The sequence below is a fragment of the Kitasatospora sp. NPDC004745 genome (assembly GCF_042873275.1).
In the GTDB taxonomy this organism is placed as follows: domain Bacteria; phylum Actinomycetota; class Actinomycetes; order Streptomycetales; family Streptomycetaceae; genus Kitasatospora.
Map to the genome: position 1 here is coordinate 1 of NZ_JBIALK010000010.1, position 20,913 is coordinate 20,913.

The 20,913-nt window shown below is 73.2% G+C and carries 21 protein-coding genes; 5 read left to right on the forward strand and 16 right to left on the reverse strand.

Annotated elements, in window-relative coordinates:
• Nucleotides 1–203: hypothetical protein (locus tag ACFYUY_RS18245; RefSeq protein ID WP_387901607.1), on the forward strand; the 203-nt coding region annotated here is incomplete at its 5' end.
• Between the two features lie 188 nt (nucleotides 204–391).
• Here ACFYUY_RS18245 and tyrS read toward each other — a convergent pair.
• On the reverse strand, nucleotides 392–1,663 hold the full coding sequence (gene tyrS, locus ACFYUY_RS18250; protein WP_360211898.1) for a tyrosine--tRNA ligase: 1,272 nt from the start codon (nucleotides 1,661–1,663) through the stop codon (nucleotides 392–394).
• A gap of 294 nt (nucleotides 1,664–1,957) precedes the next feature.
• Here tyrS and ACFYUY_RS18255 point away from each other — a divergent pair, with 294 nt between their 5' ends.
• Nucleotides 1,958–2,500: an HNH endonuclease gene (locus ACFYUY_RS18255; RefSeq protein ID WP_360211886.1), complete on the forward strand. Its 543-nt coding sequence runs from the start codon at nucleotides 1,958–1,960 to the stop codon at nucleotides 2,498–2,500.
• A 134-nt stretch (nucleotides 2,501–2,634) separates the two neighbouring features.
• Here ACFYUY_RS18255 and ACFYUY_RS18260 read toward each other — a convergent pair whose 3' ends face one another.
• From ACFYUY_RS18260 to ACFYUY_RS18290, 7 genes are all read right to left on the reverse strand, one after another.
• Nucleotides 2,635–4,704, reverse strand: a complete 2,070-nt coding sequence (locus ACFYUY_RS18260) for a PQQ-binding-like beta-propeller repeat protein (RefSeq protein ID WP_387901609.1) — start codon at nucleotides 4,702–4,704, stop codon at nucleotides 2,635–2,637.
• 157 nt (nucleotides 4,705–4,861) lie between these two features.
• On the reverse strand, nucleotides 4,862–5,167 hold the full coding sequence (locus tag ACFYUY_RS18265) for a 4a-hydroxytetrahydrobiopterin dehydratase (protein ID WP_387901612.1): 306 nt from the start codon (nucleotides 5,165–5,167) through the stop codon (nucleotides 4,862–4,864).
• Between the two features lie 38 nt (nucleotides 5,168–5,205).
• Nucleotides 5,206–5,385 carry a DUF1272 domain-containing protein gene (locus tag ACFYUY_RS18270; protein WP_360211880.1) on the reverse strand — a complete coding sequence of 60 codons (180 nt, stop codon included), beginning with the start codon at nucleotides 5,383–5,385 and terminating at the stop codon, nucleotides 5,206–5,208.
• Nucleotides 5,386–5,451: 66 nt separating this feature from the next.
• On the reverse strand, nucleotides 5,452–6,210 hold the full coding sequence (locus ACFYUY_RS18275; protein WP_387901615.1) for a sulfite exporter TauE/SafE family protein: 759 nt from the start codon (nucleotides 6,208–6,210) through the stop codon (nucleotides 5,452–5,454).
• Nucleotides 6,211–6,462: 252 nt separating this feature from the next.
• Nucleotides 6,463–7,515, reverse strand: coding sequence for an SPFH domain-containing protein (locus ACFYUY_RS18280; protein ID WP_360211876.1), 1,053 nt, complete (start codon nucleotides 7,513–7,515; stop codon nucleotides 6,463–6,465).
• Nucleotides 7,516–7,525: 10 nt separating this feature from the next.
• Nucleotides 7,526–7,948: an NfeD family protein gene (locus ACFYUY_RS18285; protein WP_360211874.1), complete on the reverse strand. Its 423-nt coding sequence runs from the start codon at nucleotides 7,946–7,948 to the stop codon at nucleotides 7,526–7,528.
• A 120-nt stretch (nucleotides 7,949–8,068) separates the two neighbouring features.
• Nucleotides 8,069–8,860, reverse strand: a complete 792-nt coding sequence (locus ACFYUY_RS18290; protein ID WP_360211872.1) for an ABC transporter ATP-binding protein — start codon at nucleotides 8,858–8,860, stop codon at nucleotides 8,069–8,071.
• Between the two features lie 148 nt (nucleotides 8,861–9,008).
• On the opposite strand from ACFYUY_RS18290, the gene ACFYUY_RS18295 reads away from it, so the two are divergent.
• Nucleotides 9,009–9,812, forward strand: coding sequence for a hypothetical protein (locus tag ACFYUY_RS18295; RefSeq protein ID WP_387901619.1), 804 nt, complete (start codon nucleotides 9,009–9,011; stop codon nucleotides 9,810–9,812).
• Nucleotides 9,813–9,841: 29 nt separating this feature from the next.
• Here the strand turns inward: ACFYUY_RS18295 and ACFYUY_RS18300 are convergent, their stop codons facing one another.
• The 3 genes from ACFYUY_RS18300 to ACFYUY_RS18310 form a co-directional block, all read right to left on the reverse strand.
• On the reverse strand, nucleotides 9,842–10,492 hold the full coding sequence (locus tag ACFYUY_RS18300; protein WP_360211868.1) for a response regulator transcription factor: 651 nt from the start codon (nucleotides 10,490–10,492) through the stop codon (nucleotides 9,842–9,844).
• The gene (locus ACFYUY_RS18305; RefSeq protein ID WP_387901622.1) at nucleotides 10,485–11,684 is read right to left on the reverse strand and encodes a GAF domain-containing sensor histidine kinase; all 1,200 of its coding nucleotides are present in this window, start codon (nucleotides 11,682–11,684) and stop codon (nucleotides 10,485–10,487) included. Before ACFYUY_RS18305 ends, ACFYUY_RS18300 begins: the two co-directional genes overlap by 8 nt.
• 228 nt (nucleotides 11,685–11,912) lie before the next feature.
• On the reverse strand, nucleotides 11,913–14,486 hold the full coding sequence (locus tag ACFYUY_RS18310) for an FHA domain-containing protein (RefSeq protein ID WP_387901624.1): 2,574 nt from the start codon (nucleotides 14,484–14,486) through the stop codon (nucleotides 11,913–11,915).
• Between the two features lie 213 nt (nucleotides 14,487–14,699).
• Between ACFYUY_RS18310 and serB the strand changes: the two genes are divergently transcribed.
• Entirely contained in the window at nucleotides 14,700–15,956 is a 1,257-nt protein-coding gene (gene serB, locus ACFYUY_RS18315; RefSeq protein WP_360211864.1) for a phosphoserine phosphatase SerB, read from the forward strand.
• Between the two features lie 106 nt (nucleotides 15,957–16,062).
• Here the strand turns inward: serB and ACFYUY_RS18320 are convergent, their stop codons facing one another.
• The 3 genes from ACFYUY_RS18320 to ACFYUY_RS18330 form a co-directional block, all read right to left on the reverse strand.
• Nucleotides 16,063–16,590, reverse strand: coding sequence for a histidine phosphatase family protein (locus ACFYUY_RS18320; RefSeq protein WP_360211862.1), 528 nt, complete (start codon nucleotides 16,588–16,590; stop codon nucleotides 16,063–16,065).
• Between the two features lie 145 nt (nucleotides 16,591–16,735).
• Nucleotides 16,736–16,858 carry an SGM_5486 family transporter-associated protein gene (locus ACFYUY_RS18325; RefSeq protein ID WP_360211860.1) on the reverse strand — a complete coding sequence of 41 codons (123 nt, stop codon included), beginning with the start codon at nucleotides 16,856–16,858 and terminating at the stop codon, nucleotides 16,736–16,738.
• A 163-nt stretch (nucleotides 16,859–17,021) separates the two neighbouring features.
• Nucleotides 17,022–18,308, reverse strand: coding sequence for a CynX/NimT family MFS transporter (locus ACFYUY_RS18330; RefSeq protein WP_387901628.1), 1,287 nt, complete (start codon nucleotides 18,306–18,308; stop codon nucleotides 17,022–17,024).
• Between the two features lie 141 nt (nucleotides 18,309–18,449).
• Here ACFYUY_RS18330 and ACFYUY_RS18335 point away from each other — a divergent pair, with 141 nt between their 5' ends.
• On the forward strand, nucleotides 18,450–19,124 hold the full coding sequence (locus ACFYUY_RS18335; RefSeq protein ID WP_360211856.1) for a FadR/GntR family transcriptional regulator: 675 nt from the start codon (nucleotides 18,450–18,452) through the stop codon (nucleotides 19,122–19,124).
• A 73-nt stretch (nucleotides 19,125–19,197) separates the two neighbouring features.
• Here ACFYUY_RS18335 and fabI read toward each other — a convergent pair whose 3' ends face one another.
• A complete protein-coding gene (gene fabI / locus ACFYUY_RS18340) occupies nucleotides 19,198–19,965 on the reverse strand; it encodes an enoyl-ACP reductase FabI (RefSeq protein WP_360211854.1) in 768 nt (255 codons plus the stop codon).
• Nucleotides 19,966–19,967: 2 nt separating this feature from the next.
• On the reverse strand, nucleotides 19,968–20,687 hold the full coding sequence (gene fabG / locus ACFYUY_RS18345; RefSeq protein ID WP_360211852.1) for a 3-oxoacyl-[acyl-carrier-protein] reductase: 720 nt from the start codon (nucleotides 20,685–20,687) through the stop codon (nucleotides 19,968–19,970).
• Between the last annotated feature and the right edge of the window lie 226 nt (nucleotides 20,688–20,913).

Sequence of the window (20,913 nt, forward strand, 5' to 3'; positions counted from 1 at the left end):
ACGGACACTTCCTTCGGTCTGCCTTCCAGCAGGCCCTCCGGGCGCTTCGTTCTTTCGTGTTCCCAGCTTATCAGACGCTTTCCGCTCCGTTTTCCGGAGTTTCATTCATCCGATTTTCCGAACTGGTCGGTGTCGCTTTCCGCGACGGCCTCCACATTAGCGCATTCCGGGTGTTACCCGAAATTCACGCTCACCGCGGTTGACGGGAACGCCAACAGACCCAAGTTAATGGGCGTCGAGGTGAGAGTGGGTCTTGCCGAGTGGTGTGGCCGCTTCAGCGACTCGTTCAACACTAGTCCACCTGCACGTCACCGTCAAACATCGAGGGCGGGATCCGGCTGGATCCCGCCCTCGATGGTCGAAGCCGCAGGTCAGCGGCGTCGCGTTTCGGTCAGACCGTGGCCGGCGCCAGCTCCGCCGCCGCCAGGTTGCGCTTGCCGCGGCGCAGCACGAGCCAGCGGCCGTGCAGCAGATCGGCCTCCGTCGGCACCGCCTCCTCGTCCGTCACCTTGACGTTGTTGAGGTAGGCACCGCCCTCCTTGACCGTCCGGCGGGCGGCCGAGCGGCTCGGCGCCAGGCCGACGGCGACCAACAGGTCGACCACCGGCTGGAGTTCGGACACCTCGGCCTTCGGGACCTCGGCCAGGGCGGCCGCCAGGGTCGGGGCCTCCAGGTCGGCGAGGTCGCCCTGGCCGAACAGCGCCTTGGACGCGGCGACGGCGCGCTCGTACTGCTCGGCGCCGTGGACGAGGGTGGTGAGCTCCTCGGCGAGGGCGCGCTGCGCGAGGCGGGCGGCGGGGCGCTCGGTGGTCTCGCGCTCGAGCTCCTCGATCTCCTCCTTCGAGCGGAAGCTGAAGATCCGCAGGAAGTTGGAGACGTCCCGGTCGTCCGCGTTCAGCCAGAACTGGTAGAAGGCGTACGGGGTGGTCAGCTCGGGGTCGAGCCAGACCGTGCCGGACTCGGTCTTGCCGAACTTGGTGCCGTCGGCCTTGACGATCAGCGGCGTGGCGAGCGCGTGGACGGACTTGCCGTCGGCCTTGCGGATCAGGTCCGTGCCGGCGGTCAGGTTGCCCCACTGGTCGCTGCCGCCGGTCTGCAGGCTGCAGCCGTAGCGGCGGTTCAGCTCCAGGTAGTCCATGCCCTGGAGGATCTGGTAGCTGAACTCGGTGTAGCTGATGCCCGCGTCGGAGTTGAGCCGTCGGGCGACGGCCTCCTTGGCGATCATGTTGTTGACGCGGAAGTACTTGCCCACGTCGCGCAGCAGGCTGATGGCGGACATCCCGGACGTCCAGTCCAGGTTGTTGACCATGCGCGCCGCGTAGGGGCCGTCGAAGTCGAGGAAGCGCGAGATCTGGGCGCGCAGGCGCTCGACCCAGCCGGCGACCGTCTCCGGGTCGTTCAGCACACGCTCGGCGGTGGGCTTCGGGTCGCCGATCAGGCCCGTGGCGCCGCCGACCAGGCCGAGCGGGAGGTTCCCCGCCTGCTGGATCCGGCGCATCGTGAGGATCTGCACCAGGTTGCCCAGGTGCAGGCTGGGGGCCGTCGGGTCGAAGCCGCAATAGAACGTGACCGGGCCGTCCGCGAACGCCTTGCGCAGTGCGTCCTCGTCGGTGGACAGGGCGATCAGCCCCCGCCACCGCAGCTCGTCGACGATGTCCGTCACGGTCACGCTTCTCCTTCGATCGGGCGCCCGCCCGGTGGTGGCCCCGGTTCCGTCGGGCCCCGGGTCGGTACGACTCCAGCGTGGTAGAGCCTACGCGGTCCGGGCCAGCGAGTTTTCGCCGAGGCGGCGTGCCGCGTTTCCCCGCCGGATCCCCGGCTCGCCTCCCCGATACCGGAAATTCCGTTGTTCGTCGGCTGGGGGCCCGTTCAGAGTGGCTTCACCGCCGTGCGGCGGCAGTGACGTGTGTGGAGACGGTCGTGCCGCCGTGGCACGCCCGCGGAAAGGGCGTGCCGAGTGCGCAACACGCTGGTTCTGAACGCGAGCTACGAGCCCCTGACGACGGTGTCGCTCCAGCGCGCCGTCGTCCTGGTGCTCCAGGACAAGGCGGTGGTGGAGCAGGCGCATCCGCTGCGCTCGATCCGGGGGACGGGAGTGACCGTCCCGGTGCCCCGGGTGATCAGACTGCAACGCTACGTCCGGGTGCCGTTCCGACAACAGGCCCCGTGGTCGCGGCGGGGTGTGCTGGCCCGGGACCAGCACCTGTGCGCCTACTGCGGTCGGCGGGCCACCACGGTGGACCACCTGCAGCCGCGGTCGCGCGGCGGCGAGGACAGCTGGCTGAACACGGTGGCCGCGTGCGCGGAGGACAACCAGCGCAAGGCGGACCGGACGCCGGAGCAGGCCGGGATGCGGCTGCTGCGCCGGCCGTTCGTGCCGACCCCGCAAGCCACCCTGATGCTCGCGCTCGGGCTGCGCGGCTCGGAGGCCAGGGAGCTGGCGGACTGGCTGCCGGAGGTACCGGCCCAGGCGGTCCCGTCGGCACTTCCGGCCGCCTGACCTGACGCCGGGCCGACCGGGGTCCGTCCGTCGGGGTCCGTCCGTCGGGGTCCTTCCGTCGGAGCCCGGTCGACGGACCTCGACGGGCCCCGACCGCCCCCGGCCCCGACCGGTCCGCCGACCCGGGCCGGCGGCTACCCCTTGGCCTGGTAGACCGCCGCCGTGCCGAAGTTGGCGGAGTGCTCGGGCACCACGGCCACCCGCCCGCCGCCGATCAGCACCCGCCCCGAGACCAGCAGCGAGCCGGTGCCGGGCGGGAAGTTGCCTCCGGTCGCCTCCTGGCCGCCGGCGAGCGGGAAGCGGTTGAGGTGGGCGGGCTGGTCGCGGCGCTCGTCGGCGGCGAGCACCAGCGAGCCGCCGTCCAGGCCGACGGCCCGGACGGTGCCCTTGGCCGCGGTCGGCGACTTCCAGCGCTGCTTGCCGGTGTCGAGGTCGTAGCCGACCGCCACGACCGGGCCGCCGCCGTTGGGCTGGACGAGCGTGGTGACCATCGTGCGGTCCTGGAAGAACACGTCGGGCGTGGCCGAGAACGTGCCGTGGGTGAGGTCCAGGCGGCCCCCGTCACCGACCACCGGTATCTCGGCGGCCGGGTCGCCGCCCGCTCCCCAGGCGAACACCCGGTCGTCCTCGGGCTTCCCGCCCGTGGTGAGGACGACGGGGGGTTCGGCGGAGAGGACGGTCACCGTCTTCGGCCGGTTGTTCAGGCCGCGCCACCAACCGACCTTGCCGTCCGCCGTGTTCAGCGCGACGGCCTGGTCGGCGGGGGTCGAGTCGGCGCACGAGGAGGCGATCAGCACGGTCTTGCCGCTGACGCCGCCGGACAGCGTGCAGAACTTGCCCTGCCCGGTGTACTGCCAGACGTCCTTGCCGTCCGCGGACTCCCAGGCGATCGCCCGGTCGTCGCCGACCGCGATCACCTTGTCCTCGGTGACGCCGATCCGGGCGACGTACGCGCCCTTGGCGTCCGAGACGCTCTTCGTCCACGCGGTCTTGCCGGTCTTGGTGTCGACGGCGGCGACGAGCGTGCACGGGCTCTTCGGGTCGGCCTGCGGCCGGAACAGCACCGCCCCCAGGCCCTCCTTGTTCACTCCGGCCGACAGCCCGCACGGCACGGCCCCGGCCGCCGGCGGCTCGACCGACCAGACGGGCTTGCCCGCCGCGAGGTCGTAGGCGCGCACCCCGGCGGCGTCGGCGCGGACCACCGCGTCGGCCAGCAGCCAGCTGCCGACCAGTGTGTCGTCGGTCCCGGTCGGCCCAGCCGCGGCGGCGGGCTGGGCGGACCACGTCCTGGTGTGGGCGACGGCGAAGCCGGGCTCGCCACCGCTGTCGGCGGCCGCCGTGCCACCGCCCTCGGCACCGACCGTCAGAGCGGCCGCGACCAGCACGCCCAGCGCGGCCACCCCGGCGCCGGTGCGCACCAGCAGGGCCCGTCGGCTGGGCACGTGCTCGCCGGAGAGCACCGTGCCGGCGGCGGCCCTGGCCCGGGCGCCGAGCGAGGACCCGGCCGGCGCAGCCGCACCGCCGCGGCGGCCGGCGGCCCGCGGGGGTGCGACGGGTGCGGGCTCCGGGGTCGGATCCCGGTCCCGGTCCGTGGCGTCCGCCGCAGCGGGCCCGGTCTCCGGCTCGGCCTCGTCGAGGTGCACGTACCCGTCGGCCGAGTACTCGGCCCCCGCCGGGACGTACAGCCCCTCCCCCGCGGGCTGTTGCCCCGGGTCCGGGTCCGGGTACGCCTGGTGCGGCTGGAACCGGTCCTGGAGGTGGCCGCCCTGGACGTACCCGGTCGCGCCGTACCCGGCGTCGCCGTGGTGCGGGCCCGCGCCGTAGGGCGCGGGGTCGGCGTACGGCGCGGTCTGCTGGTACCACTGGGCCTGGTCGTACTGGTGGGTCCGGTCGTACTGCTCGGCCCCGCCGTACCGGGAGGCCTGGTCGTACGGGAGGGCCTGGTCGAGGTGGGCGGGCTGCTCGCCGTACTGCGGCACCTGCCCATAGCCCGCACTCGTCGGCCACTGCTCCTGCGGCCAGTACTCCTGCGACCCGGACGGCGACTGCCCGAACTGCGGCTGCCCGGACGCCGCCTCTCCGGACAGCGGCTGCCCGAACGGCGCGGCCTGCGGAGGCTGCTGGTACCCACCGCCCGTCCAGGCCTGCTGCGGTTGGGGGTGCCACGGCTGCTGGTGGGCGTCTCCGAAGGGCTCCTGCGCCATCCGTTCCCGTCCCTCCGCGCCGCCGGCCAATGCGGCAGTCAGCATCTCACGCCCGCCGGAACACGCCCCTCCGCCCTCCCCCGGTGGTCCCGCAGGCCTGCCGCAGGCCTCCCTCGGGCCTCCCGCAGGCCTGCGTCGAACCAGCCTCGGACCGGTGTCAGACCGCCGATTCGGCCCGCAGGGCCTCGTCGATCCGGGCGGCCAGGTCGACGTCCAGGGCGGTGAGCCCGCCGGCGCTGTGGGTGGAGAGGACGAAGCGCAGGGTGCGCCAGCGGATGTCGACGTCCGGGTGGTGGTCGAGCGCCTCGGCCTGTTCCGCGACGGCGACGACGACCCTGATCGCCGCCGGGAAGTCGGGGGCATCGGCCGTGCGGGCGATGGCGTCGCCCTCCCGGGCCCAGTGCGGCAGCGCCGCCAGGGCCCCGGTGATCTCGTCCTCGCTCAGCCGTGCTCTGTTGCTCATCGAAGCGCTCCCGTTCGTCGTCGGGTCCAGGTGCGGGGTCAGGCGGCCCTCCGCCGCGGACGGGCCACCAGCTCGCCGCCGCAGTTGGGGCAGCCACCGGCCATGGCCTCGGTGCAGTCCGGGCAGAAGGTGCACTCGAAGGAACATATCGAGGCGGGGCCGTCGGCGGTCAGCGACACCGCGCAGCGCTCGCAGGTCTCGCGCATCTCCAGGGCCACGGGGGTACTCCTCGGGAGTCGGGGGCCGGCGGGACGGCCCCGCGGCCGGGGCGTTCTGACGGCCGGTCAGGCCAGCAGCAGCTTGGTGACGGCGGCGAGGCCGACCACCACGATGACCGCGCGCAGCACGGACGGCAGCAGGCGGCGGCCGACCTTGGCGCCGACCAGTCCACCGACCAACGAGCCCACCGCGATCAGCCCGGCGGCGGCCCAGTTCACGGTCGAGGTGAAGAGGAAGAACAGCGCGGCGACGGCGTTGACGATCATCGCCAGCGCGTTCTTCACGCCGTTGATCCGCTGCAGGTCCTCCTGGAGCAGCATGCCCATCAGCGCCATCAGCAGGACGCCCTGCGCGGCGCCGAAGTAGCCGCCGTAGATGCCGGTGAGGAAGACGCCGAAGAGCAGGACCGGGCCGCCGTCCGGGTCGCCGCCGGGGCGGCGGCGGGCGGCGACGGCCTTGGCGACCCGGGGCTGGACGACCACCAGGAGGAGGGCGAGCAGGATCAGCACCGGGACGATGGCGTCGAAGGCGGCGCTGGGCAGCTTGGTCAGCAGCAGCGCGCCGAGCAGTCCGCCGAGCAGCGAGGCGCTGCCCAGGCGCAGCAGCCGGCGGCCCTGGCCGACCAGTTCGCGCCGGTAGCCGATCACGCCGCTGAGCGAACCGGGCACCAACCCGAAGGAGTTGGAGACGTTGGCGGTGACCGGCGGGATGCCGACGGCGAGCAGCACCGGGAAGGTGATCAGGGTGCCGGAGCCGACGATCACGTTGATCATCCCCGCGCCGACGCCCGCCACCAGGACGGCGACGGCCTCCCAGAGCGTCATGGGTCACCTCTCCTCTCGGTCCTGTCCGAACGGATCATGCCGGACGGCCCACCGGCCGGACCAGAGCCGCCCACGATTCGGGACGCACGCCACACCGCGGCCCGGGCGCCCACCGGGCCGGCTCCCCCGGACCGGCCGCGCCCGCGTGGCGGGGCACCGCCGCCCGCGCGTGGCGGGGCCCCACCGCCCGCGCAACGACGGGGGCCCGCCGCCACCTGGCGACGGGCCCCGGGAGCGGGACGGCTCAGCCGGTCACTCCGGGTCGATCTTGCGGTACTCGCGCGCCGGGTCCACCCGGGGACGGGCGGCGCCCTTCTCGGTGTCCACCGGGCGCGGGCCGGAGGCCGGGTCGATCGGCACCTGGGTGGAGGCGGGCGCCACCGGCGGGACGGTCGGGGCGGCGACCGCGCCACCGTTCACCGCGCCGCCGTTGCCGGTCATGCCGGTGAACGCGCCGCCGAGGCCCTTCAGCGCGTCGCCGACCTCGCTCGGGATGATCCAGAGCTTGTTGGAGTCGCCCTTGGCCAGCTCGGGCAGGGTCTGCAGGTACTGGTAGGCGAGCAGCTTCTGGTCGGCGTCGCCGTCGTGGATGGCCTCGAAGACCGTCCGGATCGCGGCCGCCTCACCGTCGGCGCGCAGCACCGCGGCCTGCGCCTCACCCTCGGCCTTGAGCACCTCGGCCTGCTTCTCACCCTCGGCCTTGAGGATCTGCGCCTGGCGCTGGCCCTCGGCGGTGAGGATCGCGGCGCGCTTGTCACGGTCGGCGCGCATCTGCTTCTCCATCGAGTCCTGGATGGAGGTCGGCGGCTCGATGGCCTTCAGCTCGACGCGGTTGACGCGGATGCCCCACTTGCCGGTGGCCTCGTCCAGGACGCCTCGCAGGCCGGCGTTGATGACCTCGCGCGAGGTCAGTGTGGACTCGAGGTCCATCGAGCCGATGATGTTGCGCAGCGTGGTGACGGTCAGCTGCTCGATGGCCTGGATGTAGCTGGCGACCTCGTAGGTGGCCGCGCGGGGGTCGGTGACCTGGTAGTAGATCACCGTGTCGATGTTGACGACCAGGTTGTCCTGGGTGATCACCGGCTGCGGGGGGAACGGCACGACCTGTTCGCGCAGGTCGATGCGGTTGCGGACCCTGTCGATGAACGGGACGACGATGTTCAGCCCCGCGTTGAGCGTCCGGGTGTAGCGGCCGAAGCGCTCCACGATCGCGGCGCTGGCCTGCGGGATGACCTGGATCGTCTTGATCAGCGCGATGAAGGCCACCACGACCAGGACGACCAAAACGATAAGGACGGGTTCCACGGACTCTCCCCTAGACGACCAGGGCGGTCGCGCCCTGGATTTCGACGACGTCGACCTGCTGCCCCGGTTGGTACACGCTGTCCGGGTGGAGCGCGCGGGCCGACCAGATCTCGCCGTTGAGCTTGATCCGGCCGCCCTCCCCGTCGACGGTTTCCGCGACGACCGCGGTGGCGCCCTGGAGCGCCTCGATGCCCATCTTCACGTGCGGGCCCCGGCGCAGCTGCCGGTACGCGATCGGGCGCACCACCACCAGCATCGCGACCGAGACCCCGACGAAGGCCAGGGTCTGCCAGACCACTCCCGCACCCAGCCCGGCCACGCCGGCGGCGGCCGCCGCACCGACCGCGAACATGGCGAACTCCGGCATCGCGGTCAGCACCAGCGGTATGCCGAGCCCGACGGCGGCCAGGAGCCACCAGATCCAGCTGTCCACGCGTCCATCCTAGGGAGCGAAGGGTCTTCCAGGCGGACAGTTCCCGCAGGTCGAGGGGCGGAAACCGGTCGCACGTGCGACCGGTCTCCGCGGTCTCCCGGCGGCGTCGCGGACGGCGGGTCAGCCCAGCGGCAGGCCCTGCGCCGACCAGCGGTCCCCGTGGCGCTCCAGGGTGAGCGGCAGGCCGAAGCACTTGGAGAGGTTGCGGGCGGTCAGCTCGGTGTCGATCGGGCCGGCGGTGAGCACCTTGCCCTGCCGGATCATCAGGACGTGGGTGAAGCCCGGCGCGATCTCCTCCACGTGGTGGGTGACCATCGCCATGGCGGGCGCGAACTCGTCCTGGGCGAGCGCGCCGAGCCGGCGGACCAGGTCCTCGCGGCCGCCGAGGTCCAGGCCGGCCGCGGGCTCGTCGAGCAGCAGCAGCTCGGGGTCGGTCATCAGGGCGCGGGCGATCAGGGTGCGCTTGCGCTCGCCCTCGGAGAGGGTGCCGAACTTGCGGCCGGTCAGGCCCGCCATGCCGAGGCGGTCGAGCAGCGCGAGGGCGCGGGACTCGTCGGACTGCTCGTAGGTCTCCTGCCAGCTGACGGTCATGCCGTAGGCGGCGGTGAGCACGGTCTGCAGCACGGTCTGCTCGGCCGGCAGCTTGTCGAACATGGCGGCGCCGGCCAGCCCGATCCGCGAGCGCAGCTCGAAGACGTCGACCTCGCCCAGCTTCTCGCCCAGCACGGACACCTTGCCCGCGGTCGGGAACAGGTAGGTGGCGGCGATCTGCAGCAGCGTGGTCTTGCCGGCGCCGTTGGGGCCGAGGATGACCCAGCGCTCCCCCTCGGAGATGGACCACGAGACCTGGTCGACCAGCGCGCGCCCCTCCCGGACCACGGATACGTCCACCAGCTCCAGCACGTCGCTCATGCCTACGCCTTCCCCAATACAAGAATTTCGGCCGCCGGTGCGGGCGGCGAGCCTACTCCGGCAGCCGGTGGGCACGGGGTGGGTGCGCCGCACACGCATGGGCAAACCTACGCCACGCGGATGACCGCCGATTCCGTAGGCTGGCCGGATGCTCGTGACTCCTGCCGACAATCCGTACGAAGAACCCCGTTCGGGGCGGCTGACCGCCTGGGGCAACGCCCTGCTGGCCGGTCTGGTGCCGCCCGACGACGCCGCCGCGGCCGTGCTGGGCGACGACGAGAGCCATCGGGTCACCGGTCTGCCCGGGGACGGACCGGGCGAGCTGCACGGCCTCACCTGGGCCCTGGGGCGGCTGCGGGTCCTCGGCGTGAAGGGCCTGCGGCTGGCCCTGCCGTCCGCCGGGCACCCGCTGGGGCTGACCGGCCCGGCGCCGTTCAACGAGCGCGCCATGGGCGCGGGCGAAGCGGTGCTGGCGGTGGGGGTGCCGCTCGGCCTGGTCCCGGAGGTGGAGGTGTTCGGCCCCGCCGGTGACCGTTCGGCCACCGTCCTGTGGCGCTGCACCGAGGTCGAGGACGCCCCGCCGGCCGACGTGCCCTCGCTGCACGAGGCCGAGCGGGAGCTGGTGGACGGTCTGCGCGAGGCGACGCTGCTGCTGACCCGGCTGGACGTGGCGGGCGCGGGCCCGGCGGCGCTGCGGGCCCTGGAGGCCCACCGGCGGCGCGGGCACGTCGAGCTGCTGGCGCCCGGCTACCCGCCGCGGGCCGTGCGGGTGCTGGAGTCGGCCCGGCAGGTGTCGGCGCTGCTGGCGATCGCCGCGGGCGGGCACGGCGCGGCCGTGAGCGCCTCCGAGATGGCCGCGCGCGGGGCGGTGCTGGCGCCGCTGCGCCGCACCGCCCGGCGGGCCCAGGTGGCCGCCTACAACGCGTTGGTGGACGAGCGCGAGGCGCGCTGACCGCCCGGGGCCGGCGCGGGACTCGGACGCTAGCGGGCCTCGCCGTTGCGGACGGCCCACAGCGCCGCCTGGGTGCGGTCCGCGAGGTCCAGCTTCATCAGGATGTTGGAGACGTGGGTCTTCACCGTCTTCTCCGACAGGTGCAGGCTGCGCGCGATCTCCCGGTTGGAGCGGCCGTCGGCGATGTGGCCGAGGACCTCGCGCTCGCGCTCGGTGAGGGTGCCGCCGCGGCCCTGCGGGGCCCGCGGCCCCTCGTCGGCGAGCAGTGCCTCGGCCAGTTCCGGCTGGAGCAGGACGTGGCCAGCGTGCACCGAGCGGATCGCACCGGCCAGCGCCTCGGGGTCGACGTCCTTGTAGACGTACCCGGCGGCGCCGGCCCGCAGTGCCGGGACCATGGTGCGGTGCTCGGTGAAGCTGGTGACGATCAGGATCCGGGCCCGGCTGCCCTCGCCCTTGAGCGTGCGCAGCGCCTCGATGCCGTCGACGCCGGGCATCTTGAGGTCCATCAGCACGACGTCGGGGTCGAGTTCGCGGGCGCGGTCGACGCCCTCCGCGCCGTCGGCGGCCTCGCCGACCACCTCGATGTCGTCCTGGACCTCCAGGAAGGTGCGCAGGCCGCGGCGGACCACCTGGTGGTCGTCGACCAGCAGGACACGGATCGACGCAGCGCTGTCAGGCACCGGGGACCTCCATCTCGACGAGCGTCCCCCGACCGGGGGCGGAATCCAGCATGAGCGTGCCGCCGACGGCGGCCGCGCGGTCGCGCATCGAGGCGAGGCCGAGGTGGCGGCCGGCCCGGCGGACGGACTCGGGGTCGAAGCCCCGCCCGTCGTCGCGCACCCGCAGGACGGCGCCGCGCCCCGGGGTGCCGGCCAGGGTGACGGTGACCCGGCCGGCGCCGGAGTGGCGCAGCGCGTTGTGCAGCGCCTCCTGGGCGACCCGCAGCAGTGCGGCCTCCTGGGCGGGCGGCAGGGCGCGGACCCCGTCGGCGGCGAAGGCGACGTCGGCGGTGTGGGCCCGGTCGAGGACCTGCACCTGGGAGGCGAGGGTGGCGCTCAGCCCGTCCTCCTCGAGGGCGGCCGGGCGCAGTTCGACGACGACGGCGCGCAGTTCGTCGGCGGCCTCGGCGGCCAGCCGGGCCACCTCGGCGAGTTCGGCGCGGGCCCGGGCCGGGTCGCGGTCGACGAGGGTGGCGGCGGCCTTGGCGGTGAGCCGCAGCGAGAAGAGCTTCTGCGAGACGGCGTCGTGCAGGTCGTGGGCGATCCGGGCGCGCTCGCCGGCGAGGGTGAGTTCGCGGCTGCGCTCGTAGAGGCGGGCGTTGGACAGGGCGAGGGCGGCGTGCGCGGCGAGGATCCGCAGCAGTTCCTCGTCGTGGTCGGTGAACAGGCCGCCGCCGCGCTTGTTGGCGAGGAAGACGACACCGATGACCTGGGGTTCGTCCTCGGCGGCCTCGGCGTCGAGGATCGGCATGCCGAGGAAGGCGTCCATCTCGGGGTGGGCGGCGGGCCAGCCGCCGAAGGCGGGTGCCCGGCGGACGTCGGCGAGCCGGGTGGAGCCGGTCTCGTGCAGCATCTTGGCGAGCACGCCGTGCTGGCGCGGCAGCGGGCCGATCGCCCGCCATTGCTCGTCGGTGACGCCGTCGACGACGAACTGGGCGAAGCCGCCATGGTCGTCGGGCACTCCGAGGGCGGCGTACTCGGCGCCGAGGAGGTCGCGGGCGGAGGCGGTGATGCGGCGCAGCACCTCGCGGACCTCCAGGTGCCGGCTCATCGCGAGCAGCGCCTGGCTGACCTCCTCGATGCCGGCCAGGCAGGGGTCGCAGGCGGGCACGGGGCCGGCCGGGCTCCGCTGGTCACTGGGCGTGCTGGGCATGACGCCAAACTACCGCCGTCGCGGGGGCGGCCGCGTCCGTCCACGGCCGCGCGGGACGCAGGTCCCGGGACCTAGGTCGTCGGGCCCGGGCCGGGCGGCGGGGGCGACGGGCGACCGGGGGCGACGGGGGCTGCCGGGCCCGGGCCGGGCGGGGCCCGCCCCGGGAACGCCGGAGGGCGGCCCTCCCCGGGTGGGAGGGCCGCCCTCTGCTGGCCGGGCTGGCGGGGCTCAGCCCTTCTGCATGACCTCGGGCTCGTGGCGGCGCTGGAGCCTGGTGACGACGACGCCGATGACGATCGAGATGACCACCAGGGCACCCGCGTCGATCGCCCACTGGGCGACGCTGTGCGTCCAGAGCGGGTCGTACTCGGGGTTCTGGAAGTCCTTGTTCCAGGGGCCCATGAGCTTCGACAGGTCGAGCGTGGTGGACACGATGCCGGTGCCCCAGCGGGCCGGCATCAGCCAGGCGACCTGCTCCAGGCCGGGCTTGCTGAAGATCTGGAACAGGCAGCCGGTGAAGACGACCTGGACGATGGCGAACATGACCAGCAGCGGCATGGTCTTCTCGGCGGTCTTCACCAGCGCGGAGATCATCAGACCGAACATCATCGCGGCGAAGCTGAGCAGGATCATGCCGATGGTCATCTCGATCAGCGGCACGTCCTTGACGATCAGGCCGTGCTCGGGCAGCTTGCGCGGCAGGAAGCCGACGGCGGAGATGATGGCGCCCTGGATCACGCTGAAGATGCCCAGCACGATGATCTTGGACATCATGTACGCCGACCGGGAGAGCCCGGTGGCCCGTTCCCGTTCGTAGATCGCCCGTTCCTTGATCAGCTCACGGACCGAGTTGGCCGCGCCGGAGAAGCAGGCGCCGATCGCCAGGATCAGCATGATCGTCGCGGCCCCGCTGTTGAGGTGGAGCTGCGTCTTCGGGTTGGGGGCGAGCCCCGGTTCGTTCGGGATCAGCACGCTGACCGCGCCGATGACCGCGGGCAGCAGCACCGACAGGGCCAGGAACCCCCGGTCGGAGGCGAGCACCGACATGTAGCGGCGCATCAGCGTCCACAGCTGCGAGCCCCAGCTCTGCGGCTTCGGCGGGCGGACGGCCTCCTGCGCGACCTGGGCGTGCTGCACCTCGCCGGACTCCACGTCGGGGGCGGAGTACTGCTGGTAGTGCACCGAACCGCGGTAGCGGCCGGCCCAGTCGTGGTCCGGGTAGTTCTCGAAGGCCTGGAAGACGTCGGCCCAGGTCTCGTACCCGAAGAAGTGCAGCGCCTCGTCCGGCGGCCCGAAGTAGGCCACCGAGCCGCCCGGCGCCATGACCAGCAGGCGGTCGCAGAGCGCGAGTTCGGCCACCGAGTGGGTGACGACCAGGATGGTGCGCCCGTCGTCGGCGAGGCCCCGCAGCATCTGCATGACCTCGCGGTCCATGCCCGGGTCGAGGCCCGAGGTGGGCTCGTCCAGGAAGATCAGCGACGGCTTGGTGAGCAGTTCGAGGGCGACCGAGACGCGCTTCTGCTGGCCGCCGGAGAGCGCGGTGATCTTGTTGTCGGCGCGCTTGTCCAGGCGCAGCTCGTAGAGCACCTCGTCGATCCGGGCCTCGCGCTCGCGGGCCTCGGTGTCGCCGGGGAAGCGCAGCCGGGCCGCGTACTTGAGGCCGGTGCGGACGGTGAGCTCCTTGTGCAGGATCTCGGACTGCGGCACCAGGCCGATCCGCGAGCGGAGTTCGGCGAACTGCTTGTAGAGGTTGCGCCCGTCGTACAGCACGTCGCCGCGGTCGGCCGGGCGGTAACCGGTGAGGGCGCGCAGCAGGGTCGACTTTCCGGAGCCGGAGGGGCCGATGACGGCGACCAGGGACTTCTCCGGGACGCCGAAGCTGACGTCGTTGAGCAGGATCTTCTTGGCGCCCTTGTGCTCGACCTCGACGGTCAGGTGGCGGGCGGAGAAGGAGACCGCGCCGGTGTCGACGAACTCCTGCAGCTGGTCGCCGACCAGGACGAAGCTGGAGTGACCGACGGTCAGCCGGTCCTGCGGGCCCATCAGCTGGCGCTGGACCCGCTGGCCGTTGAGGAAGATGCCGTTGTGGCTGCCGAGGTCGACGATCTCGTAGCGGCCGTCGGGCAGCTGATGCAGTTCGGCGTGGTGGCGGGAGACCTGGAGGTCGGAGACCACGATGTCGTTGTCGAGCGCACGACCGATCCGGACGGTGCGCATGGCCGACGTCAGGTTGCGGATCATCGTCGGCTGCGGACCGCCGCCGCCGTGCTGCGGCGCCGACGGGAAGGCCTGCTGCTGCGGGAAACCGCCCTGCTGGGGCGGGAGGCCGCCCTGCTGCTGCGGGAACGGCTGCTGCTGGCCCGCCCACCCCTGCTGCGGCTCGGGCTGCGGGGCGTACGGGGCCTGCGGCGACCAGCCCTGCTGCGGGGCCGGCGGCTGCGGCGTCGGGGTGGCGCTGCGGCTGGTGGCGGCCTCGTGCCAGGCGGGGGCCTGCGGGGCGGCGGCCTGGGCGGGCGCGGAGAAGCCGAGCCGGGGGCCGTTCTCCGGGTTGCCGAGGTTGACGGCGGCACCGGGGAACAGCTGGGCCTGCATCGTGCGGGCACCGGCGACGTAGGTGCCGTTGGTGCTGCCGTGGTCGTCCAGCTGCCAACCGCTGCCGTTGAAGGTGATGGTCCCGTGGTGCCAGGAGACCCTGGCGTCGTCGAACGGGAAGTCCGACTGCGGGTTGCGCCCGATGGTGTAGGACCGCCCGGGCTCCAGAGTCCGCTGCTGTCCGTTGATCTCAATGACGAGTTGCGGCACTGCTCGCCTGCCCCGCTCTCTCGGTCCCCCGAATTGTGGCCCCCGACCAGGGGTGCGATGTTCCTGAAACTGACGGGGGGAATCATTCCAGCCCGCCGACCGCCAATAAAAGTCACCCCGGGTGACTGTGACCAGGCTGCTACCCGGGCGCGCGTCCGCGACGTGGGACGGGTGCTCTGGGGCCCGCGGCCGACGGGTAGCGTGGGAGGCACCATGAACGCATCGCCCCTGGCCGCTGAGCCCCTCCCCGCCGCCCAGCCCCGGACCGCGGACGAGCGCACCCTGCTCGTCAAGGTGTTCGGCAAGGACCGCCCCGGCATCACCGCCGGCCTCTTCGCCACCCTGGCCGGCTTCGGCGTCGACGTGATCGACATCGAACAGGTCGTGACCCGTGGCCGCATCACCCTGTGCGCCCTGGTCACCCCGCCCACCGCCCCCGGCGCCGAGGGCGGTCTGCGGGCCACCGTGCACCGCTGGGCCGAGGAGCAGAAGCTCCAGGCCGAGATCCTCTCCGGCATCGGCGACAACCGGCCGCGCCGCGAGGGCCGTTCGCACGTCACCGTGCTCGGCAACCCGCTGACCTCCGCCGCGGTCTCCGCGCTCACCTCGCGGATCACCGCCGCCGGCGGCAACATCGACCGCGTCTTCCGGCTCGCCAAGTACCCGGTGACGGCGGTCGAGCTCGCCGTGTCCGGCGTGGCCACCGACGAGCTGCGGGCCGAGCTCGCCCAGGAGGCGGCCGCCCAGCGGGTGGACGTCGCGGTGGTCGCGGCCGGGCTGGAGCGCCGGGCCAAGCGCCTGGTGGTGATGGACGTCGACTCCACGCTGATCCAGGACGAGGTGATCGAGCTGTTCGCGGCCCACGCGGGCTGCGAGGAGGAGGTCGCCGGGGTGACCGCGGCCGCGATGCGCGGGGAGCTGGACTTCGCCGAGTCGCTGCGGGCCCGGGTGGCGCTGCTGGCCGGCCTGGACGCCTCGGTGACCGAGAAGGTGCGCGCGGAGGTCCGCTTCACGCCGGGCGCCCGCACCCTGATCCGCACGCTGCAGCGACTGGGCTTCCAGGTCGCGGTGGTCTCCGGCGGGTTCACCCAGGTCACCGACCACCTGGTGGAGCAGCTGGGGCTGGACTTCGCGGCCGCCAACACCCTGGAGGTGGTGGACGGGAAGTTCACCGGCCGGGTGGTCGGCGAGATCGTGGACCGCGCCGGCAAGGCCCGCTGGCTGGCCCGGTTCGCCGAGCAGGCCAAGGTGCCGCTGGAGCAGACGGTGGCGATCGGCGACGGCGCCAACGACCTGGACATGCTGAACGCGGCCGGGCTCGGCGTGGCGTTCAACGCCAAGCCGGTGGTGCGCGAGGCCGCCGACACCGCGGTGAACGTGCCGTTCCTGGACACCGTGCTGTACCTGCTGGGCATCACCCGCGAGGAGGTCGAGGCGGCCGACGCGCTCGACGGTACCCCGACCGAGTAGGGCCCGAGGACGTACGAGAGGGGCGCGCGGACTGGTCCGCGCGCCCCTCTCCCGTGCCCGGCCAGGCCGGCCCGCCGCGCTCCGGCGGGGGCCGTTCCGGCGGATCTCAGTCCTGCGGCGTGTGGTACGCGACGAGCGCGGCGGCGCCCGGCTCGACGCCCTTCCAGGACCCGTTGAAGTCGAGCACCGCGATCGCCGCCGTCGGGAAGCCCCCGAGGCGCAGCCGCTCCAGCGCGTCCCGGTCGCCCTCGTCCCCGGCCAGCACCTGGGTCAGGCCCAGCACGCCGGGGTTGTGCCCGACCAGCACCACGTCCGAGTACTCCTCCGGGGTCTCCTGGAGGACGGCGATGATCTCGCCCGGGCTGGCCTCGTAGATCCGGTCCTCGTACACCGTCTTGCGGGCCCGCTTGGGCAGCTCGTGCGCCGCCAGCTTCCAGGTCTCGCGGGTGCGCAGCGCCGTGGAGCAGAGCACGTAGTCGGGGTTGATGCCGGAGTCGGACAGCCAGCGGCCGGCGTCCGGGGCCTGGTGACGGCCCCGGTCGGCCAGCGGCCGCTCGTGGTCGTCCACGCCGTTGGGCCAGTCGGCCTTGGCGTGGCGGAGAACGATGATCCTGCGGGGCGTGTCGGCGCTCATACCCAGCAAGCTTGGCAGAAAAGCCGCTCGGCGGCGCGACGCTCCCGGCCGCCGCCACTCCCAGGGGTGGCGGGTGCCGTCACGCGCCGTTCACCGCCGGGTCACCCCGGGTACGGCGGCGGGCGGGCTCCGACGGGCGGGCGGGTCAGCCCATGGACGAGGCGACGGAGGCGATGACCGCCACCAGCACCACGACGCCGGCGATCGCGAGGGCGAGGCGGCCGAGCTGCTTGCGGCCGTCGGTGGGGTTGGGATCGAGAACGGGCATGTCCGGAATTCTCCCACCCCGAACGCGCCCGCCCGGCACCGGCCCCTCGATCCGGGGCAGCCGTTGGCCCGCGCTTGGCCGGGCCTTGACCGACGCGGCCGGACCCGCACCCGGACGGGGCGGGGTCCGACCCCGCCCCCCGCGGTCGGACCCCGCCGAGCGGTCAGGCCCTGACCCGCTCCGCGGGGTGGACCGCCTCGTCCTCGATGTGCCGGGCCCTCGCGGCCCGGAGCCCGAACAGCATCTGCGGCACCAGCAGCAGCGCCAGGAAGCCCAGCGGCAGGTACCACTCGCCGGTGAGGCCGTAGATCCGACCGATCAGGATCGGGCCGGGGACGGCGATCAGGTAGCCGACGCCCTGGGCGAAGGCGGACAGCTGCGCGACCCCGCCCGCGGTCCGGGCGCGCAGTCCGATCATGGTCAGCACCAGCGGGAAGGCGCAGTTGGACAGGCCCACCAGGACCGCCCAGACCCAGGGGGCACCGGCCGGGGCCAGCGCCAGCCCGACGTAACCGGCGATGCCGAAGGCCGCCAGCACGACGACGAAGAGCCGCTGGTCGCCGCGGCGGGCGGCCAGGTTGGGCAGCACGAAGGAGACCGGCACGCCGATCACCATGGTCACGGCGAGCAGCACCCCCGAGGTGCCCTCGTCGACCCCGGCGTCCTGGAAGATCTTCGGCAGCCAGCCCATCACCACGTAGGCGCCGGTGGCCTGGAGGCCGAAGAAGCAGGCCATCGCCCAGGCCGTCCGGCTGCGGGTGATCGGCAGCCTGGCGGGCACGGCGGGCGGGCCGTCGGCGCGTTCGCGCCGCTCGCGGTTGGCGCGCAGCACCGGCAGCCAGAGCAGCAGGGCCAGGGCGCCGAGGCCGGCCCAGACGCCCAGGCCGACGCGCCAGTCGCCGCCGAGCGCGCTGGTCATCGGCACGGTGACGGCGGCGGCCAGCGAGGTGCCGGCCGACAGCGACATCGAGTAGAGGCCGATCATCGGCCCGACCTTCTCCGGGAAGTAGCGCTTGATCACCACCGGGATCAGCACGTTGGAGACGGCCACACCGGCCAGCGCGAGCGCGGTCAGCAGCAGGAACACCGCGGTGCCGCCGGCGAAGGAGCGGGCCAGCACGCCCGCGGTGATCGCACCCATGCCCGCGGTGATCACCGCGATCGGGCCGATCCGCCGGGCCATCGAGGGCGCGGCGAAGCCGAACAGCCCGAAGCAGAGCGAGGGGACGGCGGTGAGCAGCCCGGCGAGCGTGGGGTTCATCCCGAGCTCGGAGCGGACCGGGTCCATCAGCGGCCCGAGGCTGGTGACCACGGGGCGCAGGTTGAAGGCGGCGGCGGCGATCGCGACGGCGAACAGCACACCCAGGTAGCGGGAGGGGTGGGAGGGCCGCTCGGTCTGCGGCCGGGCCTCGGTTCGTGGGGAGGCGGCGGTGTCTGCTGCGGGAGGCATGGCGCCATCATAGAATGATGGGATGAATTGATGCACCTCGGACTTGGCATGATGTGCCGACCCCGTTCGTTCCCCCACCGGACGTCGGCCCCCACCGACCGGACCCGTTCGTCCTCCCACCCGCAGCCGCAAGGAGTCCCCGTGGCGCTGTCCTCGCCGAGGCGCACCCCCCTGTCCGACCAGGTGATCGCGCAGCTGCGCGCCCAGATCACCTCCGGGGAGTGGCCCGTCGGCTCGCGCATCCCGACCGAGGCCGCGCTGGTCGAGCAGCTCGGCGTCGCCCGCAACACCGTCCGCGAGGCCGTCCGCGCCCTCGCGCACAACGGGCTGCTCGACATCCGCCAGGGGTCCGGCACCTACGTGCTCGCCACCAGCGAACTCGCGGGGGTGATGCACCGCCGGTTCGCCGACGCCGACCAGGCCCAGGTCGCCGAGCTGCGGGCCGCCCTGGAGACCTCGGCGGCCGGCCTGGCCGCCGCCCGTCGCACCGACCGCGACCTCGGCCTGCTGGACGCCGCGCTGGACCGCCGCGAGGCCGCCTGGCACTCCGGCGACGCGGAGGACTTCGTCCAGGCCGACGCCGCGTTCCACCAGGCCGTGGTGGCCGCCGCCCACAACGACGTGCTCGCCGCCGTGTACGCCGACCTCGGCGAGGTCACCCGCGCCCACCTGCGGCACGACGTCGGCCCGGAGCTGATCGCCGAGCGTTACATCGGCCACGACACCATCCTCGACGCCATCCGGGCGGGCGACGCCCAGCGCGCCTCGGTCGAGGCCGGCCGCGCCATCGGCGCCTGCGGCCCGGCCGACGCCTGAGCGGCCCCGGACGCGGGAACGCCGCTGCCCGGCACCCCCACGGGGTACCGGGCAGCGGCGTACGGCGGAGCGGTCAGGCGCCGATGGCGTGCAGACCGCCGTCGACGTGGACGATCTCGCCGGTGGTCTTCGGGAACCAGTCCGACAGCAGCGCGACGACGCCGCGGCCGGCCGGCTCCGGGTCGCTCAGGTCCCACTTCAGCGGGGAACGGTGGTTCCAGGTGTCGGCCAGGTCGCCGAAGCCCGGGATGGACTTGGCGGCCATCGAACCGATCGGGCCCGCCGAGATCAGGTTGCAGCGGATGTCCCGCGAGCCCAGGTAGCGGGCCAGGTAGCGGTTGGTCGACTCCAGGGCGGCCTTGGCCGGGCCCATCCAGTCGTACTGCGGCCACGCGTACTGCGCGTCGAAGGTGAGGCCGACGACCGAGCCGCCGTCCTGCATCAGCGGCAGCAGCGCCATGGTCAGCGACTTCAGCGAGAAGGCCGAGACCTGCATCGCGGTGGCCACGGACTCCCACGGGGTGTCCAGGAAGTTGCCGCCCAGCGCGTCCTGCGGGGCGAAGCCGATCGAGTGGACGATGCCGTCCAGGGTCGGCAGGGTCTCGCGGACCTGGTCGGCGATGCCCGCCAGGTCCTCCTCGCTGGAGACGTCCAGCGACAGCACCTTGACCGGCTTCGGCAGCTTCTTGGCGATCCGCTCGGTCAGGCTCGGGCGCGGGAAGGCGGTGAGGATGATCTCCGCGCCCTGTTCCTGCGCCAGCCTGGCGGTGTGGAAGGCGATGGAGGACTCCATCAGCACACCGGTGATCAGGATCCGCTTGCCCTCGAGGATTCCACTCATGATCAGTGACCCATGCCCAATCCGCCGTCGACGGGAATGACGGCTCCGGTGATGTACGCGGCCTCGTCCGAACCGAGGAACCGCACGGTGGAGGCGACCTCGGCGGGCGACGCGTAGCGGCCCAGCGGCACGCCCGAGACGATCTCCGCGCGGCGCTCGTCGCTGAGCACGGCGGTCATGTCGGTGTCGACGAAGCCGGGGGCGACCACGTTGACGGTGATGTTGCGCGGGCCGAGCTCGCGCGCCAGCGAACGGGCGAAGCCGACCAGGCCCGCCTTGGACGCGGCGTAGTTCGCCTGGCCCGGCGAGCCGGAGAGGCCCACGACCGAGGAGATCAGCACCACGCGGCCCTTGCGGGCGCGCATCATCAGCTTGGAGGCGCGCTTCACGACCCGGAAGGCACCGGTCAGGTTGGTGTCCAGGACGGAGGTGAAGTCCTCCTCGGACATGCGCAGCAGCAGGGTGTCGTTGGTGATGCCCGCGTTGGCGACCAGCACCTGGACGGCGCCGTGCTTCTCCTCGATCTCGGTGAACGCGGCGTCGACCTGGGCGGCGTCCGTGATGTCGCAGCGCACCGCGAGGACGTCGTACTTCTCCAGGGCCTCGGGCACCTCGCCCGAGCGACTGGTGATGGCCACCTTGTCGCCGGCTTCGGCGAAGGCCTGGGCGATCGCGAGGCCGATGCCCCGGTTTCCTCCGGTGACGAGAACCGAGCGGCTCAACGATCCACCTCTCTCCGTGTGTGAGCGCGTACGTCGGAAACGCGTACGCAGTGTGACGCTATCGGGCGGTCGGCGGTGTCGACGCATCGAGCTCCGACAGCGCCGCACGATCGGAACTGTCGCAATCCGACAATCCGTACCCGGAGCGCCCGGTGCCCGCTCACCTGCCCCGATCGGGTCGAGGCCGGAGCCGGGCCGGGGGTACCGTACGGGAACAACACCCCCG